This window comes from Glutamicibacter sp. AGC46, from assembly GCF_053543715.1.
The window spans coordinates 191,886-201,651 of the sequence record NZ_JBLVOJ010000024.1 but is presented as its reverse complement, the minus strand read 5'-3'; the positions used below and the strand labels follow the sequence as shown (position 1 = coordinate 201,651).

The window sequence follows — 9,766 nt, the reverse complement described above, 5'->3', positions numbered from 1 at the left end:
CTGGCCCCCGGAACTTTTTGCTGCCCTGTGCGCTACGCGTTATTGGCTAGCGAGTGCTGAAGCAAAGCGGTGGTGCGGTAGGGGACGAGCTCGGCCATGGATAGTGCCGAGTCCGCACGATTCACTCCGTCTATATGCAGCAGCTGTCCATGGACCCGAAACAGCTCCTCGGCGTCTTTGGCCGCTACCCGCACCAAGATGTCGGCAGAGCCGGTGAGCCCGTGTGCTTCAAGCACCTCGGGGATGGCTTCGAGCTTGGCGGCGATGTCCCCGAGATGGCGTTGCTCAACATGCAGCTCGACAAAGGAAAGCAGCCCGTAGCCCAGCACTTCGGGCGGGATGCGGCGGTCAATGGAATCAAGAACTTCATTCTCCAGGCGGGTCATCCGCGTCTGCACGGTATTTCGCCCGAGGTTCAAAGCCGTGGCGATAGCCGAGCCGGTGCGCTTGGCTGCGGTCGAGAGGGCCAGCAGGATGCGCCGGTCGGTAGTGTCCAGAAGTTGCATAATGTGCACGTTAGCACTGACCGGTTCTCATAAACAGTGCGTTTTGCTCTAATTCCAAAAACACCATTGTGCATCCTGCCTTGCGTGAGTAGCATCACATTAAGCGGTGTTTGTGAATGAAAACCCGCAACCGACTACGTGAGAGTAAGGATGCCGATCGTGTCCACACAGCACATTGACGTAGCCGCCGGATGCCTACCCACGCATCAGCTGCTGAACGTCGACGGGAAACGAATCCCGGACGAAGAACTTGACCATTATCTGAAGGACCTCAAAGAAGCGGACCTTGCAGATTTCCTTCGCGACATGGTGGTCCTGCGCCGCATGGACAATGAAGCCACCGCATTGCAGCGCCAGGGCCAGCTAGGACTCTGGGCCCCGTTGCTCGGCCAGGAAGCCGCACAAATCGGCTCGGTCCGCGCCACCGAAGCGGATGACTTCATTTTCCCTTCCTACCGCGAGCATGGCGTCGCATGGGCCAGGGGAGTGAAAGCAGAAGATCTGCTCAGCGTGTGGCGCGGGGCCCAGGCCAGCGGCTGGGATCCGAATGAAGTCAATATTGCTTGCCAGCAGATTGTCATTGGCTCCCAGGCTTTGCACGCAGCCGGATACGGAATGGGAATCAAATTCGACGGGGGCAAGCAAGTTTCTGTGGCCTACTTTGGCGATGGCGCCACCAGCCAGGGCGACGTGAGCGAAGCCATGGTCTTCGCCGCCAGCTACCAGGCGCCAGTGCTGTTCTTCTGCCAGAACAACCAGTGGGCCATTTCCGAACCAGTCCACCTGCAAAGCCGCACCCAGATTGCCGACCGTGCCCACGGCTTCGGGCTGAAGACCTGGCGGGTGGATGGCAATGACATCCTTGCAGTCTACGCAGCCACCAAGGCCGCCCTGAATCACGCGCGCAACGGCCTGGGCCCAACCTTCATTGAGGCGGTCACCTATCGCATGGGGTCGCACACCACCGCCGATGATCCAACCCGCTACCGCAAGAGCGAGCAGCTCGAAGAGTGGAAAGCCAAGGACCCTATCGACCGCCTGGTGAAGTACCTGCATGAGATGGGTGCCGATGTGCAGTCCTACGAGCAGCGTGCCCAGAACGCAGCCGATGATCTGGCCGCGAAGCTTCGCGTCGCGATCACCACCATGGAGGACCCCAAGGTGGAAGAGCTGTTCACCAATGTATATGCCGAGAAGCACGAACCAACCGAACGCGCAGCCAAGAACTATCTGGACTACTTGGCAGATTTTGAAGGTGGAGAGTAACTGTGGCAACCACCATGCTCAAGGCGCTGAACAAGTCGCTGCATGATGCCCTGGACGAGGACGAGAAAGTCATCCTGCTTGGTGAAGACATCGGAACCCTCGGCGGCGTCTTCCGGGTCACCGATGGCCTGAAATCCAAATTCGGCGAGCACCGCGTCGTCGATACCCCGCTGGCAGAATCCGGCATTGTCGGCAGCGCCATCGGCCTGGCCTACCGAGGCTATCGCCCAGTAGTGGAGATCCAGTTTGACGGCTTCACCTACCCGGCCTTTGACCAGCTAGTATCCCAGCTGGCTAAATTGCATTACCGTTCCCGGGGCCGTGTGAAGATGCCGGTGACAGTTCGAATTCCCTACGGCGGAGGAATCGGTTCACCGGAGCACCACTCCGAATCGCCGGAAGCATATTTCGCCCACACCGCCGGTCTGCGCGTCTTCGCGCCTTCAAGTGTCGAAGATGCCTATAGCATGTTGCGCCAGGCCATCGATTGCGATGATCCGGTCATCTTCTTCGAGCCGAAGCGCCGCTACCACGAGAAGAGCACAGCTGAACTTCTGGCTCCAACGCCAGACGGATCGCCAAAGGCCAAGATCATCCGACCCGGTGAAGATGTCACCGTGGTCGGCTATGGCCCGACCACTTACACCTTGGTGGATGCGGCCAAGGCCGCAGAAGATGAAGGTACCAGTCTGGAGGTCATCGACCTGCGCACCTTGGATCCGTTGGATATCGACACCGTGGCCGAATCCGTCAAGCGCACCGGCAAGCTGGTTGTAGTCCATGAAGCCAGCCGCACCAGCGGTATCGGTGCAGAAATCTGTGCCGAAATCACCGAGCGCTGCTTCGACTATCTGGAGCACGCCCCATTGCGCGTCACCGGATTCGATATTCCGTATCCGCCATCGCGGCTCGAAAGCCACCACCTGCCCGATTTGGATCGAGTGATGCACGCGGTCGATACCGTGATGCGCCACAACGAGGCAACCGAAGGAGCTGCCAAGTGATGACCGCCCACACATTCAAACTCCCGGACCTCGGCGAAGGGCTCACCGAGTCCGAGGTGCTGAATTGGAAAATCAAGGTTGGCGAGCATGTTGCGCTCAACCAGATCATTGCCGAAGTTGAAACCGCCAAGGCAGTGGTTGAACTGCCCTCGCCGTATGCCGGCTTCGTTCAGGCTCTGCATGCCACCGAAGGTGAAACAGTGCAGGTTGGCGGTCCGCTGGTCACTTTTGATCAGGAGCCAGGCGCTTCCGGCGGGCAGCCGCCAGTAGCAGGTCCCGGAAATCATGGGGAAAGTGCGGCCGTCGAGCGCACCCCAACCCTCGTTGGCTACGGTGCCCCGGCAGACACCGGCAACCGTCCAACGCGAAAAGCTCGTGGCTCCCGCAACGGGGGAGCGGCGCAATTGGCGGAACCAGTTGCATCCGCACCGGATGCCGCGCCGGCCAGTCCTGAGCGCGAACAACATGAGACGACTCGATGCACACCGCCCGTACGCAAGCTGGCACGCGATCATGGAGTCGATATTTCGGCGCTCGCCGGCAGCGGCGAGGGTGGGCTGGTGCTGCGTAGGGATGTTCAGCAGGCCATCGATTCCGTAGGTACCAGCACCTCATCGGCAAGGGGAAATGAGCCAGCGTCCTCGCCGGATGTGGACCGCCATGTGAAGATCACCGCCGTCCGCAGAGCCACAGCCAAAGCGATGGTGCAGTCGGCGTTTACTGCACCGCATGCCACCGAGTTCCTCACTATTGACGTCACCGAATCCATGGCGTTGGTGGAAAGAATGCGTTCGCATCGCTTGCTGAAGGACCGGAAACTCAACATCACAACGTTGGCGGCGCTCGTGGTGACGAGATTGCTGAAGACTTATCCTGTGCTGAACTCGACGTGGGATGAAAAGGCTGACGAAATCATTGAGTTCGGGTCAGTGAATCTGGGCATGGCTGTGGCAAGTGACCGCGGCTTGCTGGTTCCGGTGCTGAAAAATGCCCAAGCCAAGACGTTGCCCGTATTGGCAACTGAACTCAGCGAGATTATTCTCCAGGGCCGCGAAGGAACGTTGTCACCAGCCCAATTGACCGGTGGCACATTCTCCATTACCAATGTGGGGGTTTTCGGCGTGGATGCCGGGACCCCGATTCTACCTCCGGGGCAGGCTGGAATCCTGGCATTAGGCCAAGTGAAACGAAGGCCTTGGGAATACCAAGACCAAGTTGCCCTTCGCCATACCATGACTTTGGCTTTGTCCTTCGATCACAGAGTGGTTGACGGCAAGGAAGCAAGCGAGTTCCTCGCAGGTGTCGGCTCGGTATTGGAAGACCCCGGAATGATGAATATTTTTATTTGAGCTTAAATAAAAACTGACCCGGCTGAAGTTATTTCAGCCGGGTGAGTAACCCGATTTCAAGCATTGCTTTCATGACTATTCATTGGTTGTTTCGCAATGTTTGATGTAATCTCATTCACTACGTGCTATAGCTCACGCTTGCCTGCACGGCTCTGCGAAATGCAGAAGCAGCAACGATCTGTTGAGGAGAAATAGGATGCGATACTCGCACGCATCTAAGGCTGTCGTTTTATCTGCAGCCTTGGCGCTGACCCTGTCCGCTTGTGGCGGCGGTTCCAATGAAACCGCCGGTGGCGAAGGTGACGGCTCGTACGTCGTCACCGCAAACACCACCGAACCGCAGAATGGCCTTCTGCCGGCTAACACCAACGAAGTTGGCGGCGGCCGCGTAATGGACCTGATCTTCACCGGTTTGGTCAGCTATGACGCAAAGGGCGCTCCGGTCAATGAACTCGCTGAGTCCATCGAAACCGAAGACTCCCAGAACTACACCATCAAGCTGAAGGCCGGACATACCTTCTCGGATGGTTCCCCAGTAACTGCTGCTTCGTTCGTGGATGCCTGGAACTTCGGCGCCGCGGCAAAGAACGCACAGCTGAACTCGTACTTCTTCGAATCCATCAAGGGCTTCGATGAGGTCAACAAGGAAGGCTCCAAGAAGGAAGAGATGGAAGGCCTGAAGGTAGTGGATGACACCACCTTCACCGTCGAGCTGTCCCAGCCTGAGTCCGACTTCCCGCTGCGCTTGGGCTACACGGCGTTCATGCCGTTGCCTGAAGCGGCCTTCGAGGATCCAAAGGCCTTTGGCGAAAAGCCAATCGGCAACGGCCCATACACGTTGACCGAGTGGAACCACGATGTGAACCTGAAGCTGGACGTCAACGAGAGCTACGACGGACCACGCAAGGCGGCTAACGCCGGCATCGACTTCAAGGTCTACCAGTCCACCGACTCGGCGTACAGCGATCTGCAGTCCAACAACTTGGACGTGCTGGACCAGATCCCGCCAAGCTCGCTGGCTTCCTACGAGACTGATCTGGGCGACCGCTCGATCAACTCGCCCTACGCTGGCAACGCAACCATTACCATTCCGGGTTACCTGGAGCACTTCAAGCAGGGTGAAGAGGGCAACCTCCGCCGTGCAGCGATCTCCCGCGCCATTGACCGCCAGCTGATCATCGACAAGGTGTACAACGGCGGCAAGATCAAGGCCGACGACTTCACCGCACCGGTACTTGAAGGCTACAGCGCCGACGTTCCAGGCAGCGAAGTCCTGGACTTCGACGGGGCTGAAGCCAAGAAGCTGTGGGAAGAGGCTGATGCAATCAGCAAGTGGGACTCCGGCGATGAATTCTCCGTCGGCTACAACGTTGATGGCGCTGGCAACAAGGAATATGTCGAAGCTGTCGTCAACCAGTTGAAGAGCAACCTGGGCATCAACGCCGTGGCCAAGCCATTCAGCTCCTTCAAGGAATTGCGCGAGAAGGTCACCAGCTACGAGATGACCGGTGCATTCCGTACCGGTTGGCAGGCCGACTACCCATCGCTGTACAACTTCCTTGGTCCACTATTCGGTACCGGGGCTGGTTCGAATGACGGCAAGTACTCCAGCAAGGAATTCGACGCCAAGCTGACCGAGGGCCTGTCCGCCACGGATCCTGTTGAGGGTGCGAAGATCTTCAACGAAGCACAGGAAATCCTGTTCAAGGATCTGCCGGCTATCCCGCTGTGGTACCAGGCAGTTCAGGGTGGTTGGAGCGAAAACGTGGATAACGTCGAGTTCGGCTGGAACGGTGTTCCTATGTACCAGCAAATCACTGGCAAATAAGTTTCCTTCAGCATTCGGCCTAATCAGAGCGAATAGAAGCTGAAAACTCGTCAAGGGAGATCCGAGCAGCTCAGGGTCTCCCTTTGGCGTGTCCGTCCTGCCTCGCAAAAATAAACGTCGATTACTTTATCGACGGAAAGAGGATAAAAATGGCCTTGTGCCCTCATGTGTCTCGAGGTGAGATGCAAGCATGTTAAGTTTTACCCTGAAGAGAATCGCGCAGCTGATCCCGGTGTTTATCGGTGCTACTTTGCTGGTGTACTTCTTGGTTTTCGCGACTCCCGGTGACCCAATCGCGGCACTCTCCGGCGGCAAGCCAATGAGTGATGCCACCCAAGCGGCCCTAACTGCGCAATACAACTTGGATAAGCCTTTTTGGGTCCAATACGGCCTGTACTTGAAGAACCTGGTGACTTTGGACCTGGGAACTTCATTCTCGGGCCAAGAAGTCAATGAGATGCTCGCACGAGCATTCCCTGTCACTGCACGCCTGGCGATACTGGCGTTGCTGATCGAATCTGTCTTCGGCATCATCTTCGGCGTCATCGCCGGCATGCGCAAGGGCAAATTGTTCGACTCGACCGTCCTGATCGCATCGCTGCTGGTCATCGCAGTTCCAACCTTCGTACTGGGCTTCCTGCTCCAGTACGTGGTCGGAGTCAAGCTCGAATGGGCAAAGCCAACCGTTTCCGGTTCGGCAACCTGGGGCGAACTGATCCTGCCGGCCTTGGTCCTGGGACTCGTTTCTCTGGCTTACGTTTTGCGACTGACGCGTACCTCCATCATTGAGAACAAAACCGCTGACTATGTGCGCACCGCAACTGCCAAGGGCCTGAGCCGCAACCGCGTTGTCACCGTGCACATCTTGCGCAACTCGCTGATTCCAGTCGTGACCTACCTTGGCGCCGACTTGGGCGCACTCATGGGCGGCGCCATTGTTACCGAGGGTATCTTCAATGTCCCCGGTGTCGGCCACTTGCTCTACCAGGCAATCCAGAAGGGCGAAACCCCGACGGTGGTTGCCGTTGTAGGCGTCTTGGTGATCGTCTTCGTGATCGCCAACCTGATCGTGGATATGCTGTACGCACTGCTTGACCCAAGGATCCGTTATGCCTGAGAACCAGAACTTTAATCCCGAAGACGGCCTTCCCATCCGAAACACCCGTGCCGGCAAAGTTTCCAAGTACAAAATTGAGCACTACGTGGCCCCATTGGAGGAGACTCCGCTGCAGGCGGTGGATTCTGTCAAGGAAACCGGCAAGCCATTGTCCATGTGGGCTGAAGCATGGCGTTCACTGCGCAAGCAGCCGCTGTTCATCATCTCCACGCTTCTGATCATCGCCGTCGTGGTTGTAGCTGCGTTCCCGCAGCTGTTCACGTCCATTGATCCGACTGGCAACCAGGCATGCTTGCTGGAAAATTCCAATGAGCCAGCACGCCAAGGACATATCATGGGCTTCAACCTGCAGGGTTGCGACATCTACGCCCGTACGATCTACGGCACGCGTGCTTCGCTGCTCGTAGGCGTATTCACTACCCTCATCGTGGTGCTGCTCGGCGGTGCCATTGGCGCGCTGGCAGGCTACTACGGCGGCTGGATCGACACCATCCTGGCTCGTCTGGGCGATATCTTCTTCGCGCTGCCGCTGATCCTTGGCGCCATCATCGTGATGCAGCTTCCTGCCTTCCGTGAAAACCGAAGCGTTTGGACGGTTATCATCACCCTTGCGATCTTCGGCTGGCCGCAGCTGGCACGCATTACCCGCGGCGCAGTGATCGAGGCCCGCAACGCGGACTTCGTGAAGGCCTCGCGCGCGTTGGGCCTGTCCAAGTTCAGCGCTTTGGTCAAGCACGTCATCCCGAACTCGTTGGCACCGATCATTGTTGTTGCCACGGTGAACCTCGGCGTATACATCGTTGCCGAGGCCACGCTGTCCTTCCTGGGCGTCGGGCTTCCGCCAGACGTCATGAGCTGGGGCAACGATATTTCCTCCGCACGTACCCAGCTGCGCAATAACCCGACCATGCTGATGTGGCCAGCACTGTTCCTTTCGGTAACGGTATTGAGCTTCATCATGCTCGGCGATGCAGTGCGCGACGCACTGGATCCGAAGGCCCGGAAGGGAGCCTAAGCAATGACTCAGAGTGCAACTCCCAAGCCTCTGCTGGAAGTCAAGGACCTGGCGATCACTTTCTCCACTCCTGACGGTCCAGTGCACGCAGTGCGCGACGCCAACTTCACCGTGATGCCCGGGGAAACCGTGGCCATCGTGGGCGAGTCCGGTTCCGGCAAGTCAACTTCGGCACTGGCTGCTATCGGCCTGTTGGCCGGCAACGGCAAGGTCTCATCCGGCCAGATTCTTTTTGACGGCGAGGACATCGCCCAAGCGAGCGAAAAGCGATTCGTAGAGCTGCGCGGCAACCATATTGGCATGGTTCCGCAGGATCCGATGTCCAACTTGAACCCGGTCTGGAAGATCGGGTTCCAGGTCAAGGAAACCCTGAAAGCCAACGGCTTGGCGGGGGATAACCCGAACAAGCGTGTAGCCCAGGTCTTGGCCGATGCAGGTTTGCCCGATCCGGAGACGCGTGCGAGGCAGTACCCGCACGAATTCTCCGGTGGCATGCGTCAGCGTGCGCTGATCGCCATTGGCCTGGCCTGCCGCCCGCGCCTGCTGATTGCCGATGAGCCAACCAGCGCACTGGACGTCACCGTGCAGCAGCAGATCCTGGACCATCTGGACACCATGACCAGTGAACTGGGCACCGCCGTGCTGCTGATTACCCACGACCTGGGCTTGGCAGCAGAGCGTGCCGAGAAGGTCGTCGTGATGTACAAGGGGCGTGTCGTCGAATATGGCCCAGCGCTGGAGATTCTGCGCAACCCCAAGCACCCGTACACCCAGCGCCTGATCAACTCGGCTCCATCGTTGTCAGCACAGCGTGGAGACAAGCACGAGGCGATTGTTGATGAGGTAATTCCGGGCAAGGCCGAGCCGCTGCTGAAAGTCAGCAACCTGACGAAGGTCTTCGATATCCGCAAGGGGTTCGGCAAGAAGGAGAAGTTCACCGCGGTGGACAACGTGTCCTTCGAGATCCCCAAGGGCACCACCACCGCCGTGGTAGGCGAGTCCGGTTCCGGCAAGTCCACCATCGCCCAAATGGTGCTCAACCTGTTGGACAAGACCGAGGGCGAGATCATCTTTGATGGCGAACAGATTGGCAACCTGAGCGAGAAGCACTTGTTCAAGTACCGCCGACGTGTCCAGCCGATTTTCCAGGATCCGTACGGATCCTTGGATCCGATGTACTCGATATTCCGAACCATCGAAGAACCACTGCGCATTCACGGTATTGGTAACGCGGCATCACGGGAGAAGAAGGTCAAGGAACTGCTGGATCAGGTTTCCATGCCGGCATCCACCATGCACCGCTTCCCGAACGAGCTGTCCGGCGGACAGCGCCAGCGCATCGCGATCGCGCGTGCTCTGGCCTTGCAGCCGGAAATGATCGTTTGCGATGAGGCTGTTTCGGCGTTGGACGTGCTGGTGCAGGCCCAGGTGCTGGAGCTGCTCGATGAGCTGCAACGCGAAATGGGCCTTACCTACCTGTTCATTACCCACGACCTGGCTGTAGTCCGCCAGATCGCGGACAACGTATGCGTGATGGAACACGGAAAGATCGTCGAACAGGGAACGACGGACGAGATTTTCGATGCGCCAAAGAGTGCATATACCCGCAACCTGCTGGCTGCGATCCCTGGAGCTTCGCTGATCTAGCAGCTCGGAAATCCGCTGAATGGGGCCGGGGAAA

General features: G+C 58.2%; 8 protein-coding genes. 7 read left to right on the top strand and 1 reads right to left on the bottom strand.

The annotated features are described in order from the left end of the window. Window positions 1-32: 32 nt before the first annotated feature. Entirely contained in the window at window positions 33-506 is a 474-nt protein-coding gene (locus ACNPM8_RS12950; RefSeq protein WP_105661916.1) for an Lrp/AsnC family transcriptional regulator, read from the bottom strand. A gap of 150 nt (window positions 507-656) precedes the next feature. Here ACNPM8_RS12950 and pdhA point away from each other — a divergent pair, with 150 nt between their 5' ends. The 7 genes from pdhA (at window position 657) to ACNPM8_RS12915 (ending at window position 9,732) form a co-directional block, all read left to right on the top strand. Further along, window positions 657-1,772, top strand: a complete 1,116-nt coding sequence (pdhA, locus tag ACNPM8_RS12945; protein WP_105657251.1) for a pyruvate dehydrogenase (acetyl-transferring) E1 component subunit alpha — start codon at window positions 657-659, stop codon at window positions 1,770-1,772. Window positions 1,773-1,786: 14 nt separating this feature from the next. After that, complete coding sequence (locus ACNPM8_RS12940) at window positions 1,787-2,776, top strand: alpha-ketoacid dehydrogenase subunit beta (protein ID WP_105657306.1); 990 nt, start codon at window positions 1,787-1,789, stop codon at window positions 2,774-2,776. Continuing rightward, on the top strand, window positions 2,776-4,125 hold the full coding sequence (locus tag ACNPM8_RS12935; protein WP_448939967.1) for a dihydrolipoamide acetyltransferase family protein: 1,350 nt from the start codon (window positions 2,776-2,778) through the stop codon (window positions 4,123-4,125). The genes ACNPM8_RS12940 and ACNPM8_RS12935 overlap by 1 nt, the downstream gene beginning before the upstream one ends. Window positions 4,126-4,321: 196 nt before the next feature. Continuing rightward, window positions 4,322-5,953 carry a peptide ABC transporter substrate-binding protein gene (locus tag ACNPM8_RS12930; protein ID WP_448939966.1) on the top strand — a complete coding sequence of 544 codons (1,632 nt, stop codon included), beginning with the start codon at window positions 4,322-4,324 and terminating at the stop codon, window positions 5,951-5,953. 190 nt (window positions 5,954-6,143) lie between these two features. Next, a complete protein-coding gene (locus ACNPM8_RS12925; protein ID WP_448939965.1) occupies window positions 6,144-7,070 on the top strand; it encodes an ABC transporter permease in 927 nt (308 codons plus the stop codon). Continuing rightward, window positions 7,063-8,085 carry an ABC transporter permease gene (locus ACNPM8_RS12920; protein WP_286134154.1) on the top strand — a complete coding sequence of 341 codons (1,023 nt, stop codon included), beginning with the start codon at window positions 7,063-7,065 and terminating at the stop codon, window positions 8,083-8,085. The genes ACNPM8_RS12925 and ACNPM8_RS12920 overlap by 8 nt, the downstream gene beginning before the upstream one ends. A gap of 3 nt (window positions 8,086-8,088) precedes the next feature. Next, entirely contained in the window at window positions 8,089-9,732 is a 1,644-nt protein-coding gene (locus ACNPM8_RS12915; protein WP_105657255.1) for an ABC transporter ATP-binding protein, read from the top strand. The last annotated feature ends 34 nt before the right edge of the window (window positions 9,733-9,766 follow it).

Coding starts and splice junctions, on each gene's coding strand:
- pdhA (WP_105657251.1), top strand. CDS start 657: ATGCCGATCGTGTCCACACAGCACATTGACGTAGCCGCCGGATGCCTA.
- ACNPM8_RS12935 (WP_448939967.1), top strand. CDS start 2,776: ATGACCGCCCACACATTCAAACTCCCGGACCTCGGCGAAGGGCTCACC.
- ACNPM8_RS12940 (WP_105657306.1), top strand. CDS start 1,787: ATGCTCAAGGCGCTGAACAAGTCGCTGCATGATGCCCTGGACGAGGAC.
- ACNPM8_RS12950 (WP_105661916.1), bottom strand. CDS start 506: ATGCAACTTCTGGACACTACCGACCGGCGCATCCTGCTGGCCCTCTCG.
- ACNPM8_RS12925 (WP_448939965.1), top strand. CDS start 6,144: ATGTTAAGTTTTACCCTGAAGAGAATCGCGCAGCTGATCCCGGTGTTT.
- ACNPM8_RS12930 (WP_448939966.1), top strand. CDS start 4,322: ATGCGATACTCGCACGCATCTAAGGCTGTCGTTTTATCTGCAGCCTTG.
- ACNPM8_RS12915 (WP_105657255.1), top strand. CDS start 8,089: ATGACTCAGAGTGCAACTCCCAAGCCTCTGCTGGAAGTCAAGGACCTG.
- ACNPM8_RS12920 (WP_286134154.1), top strand. CDS start 7,063: ATGCCTGAGAACCAGAACTTTAATCCCGAAGACGGCCTTCCCATCCGA.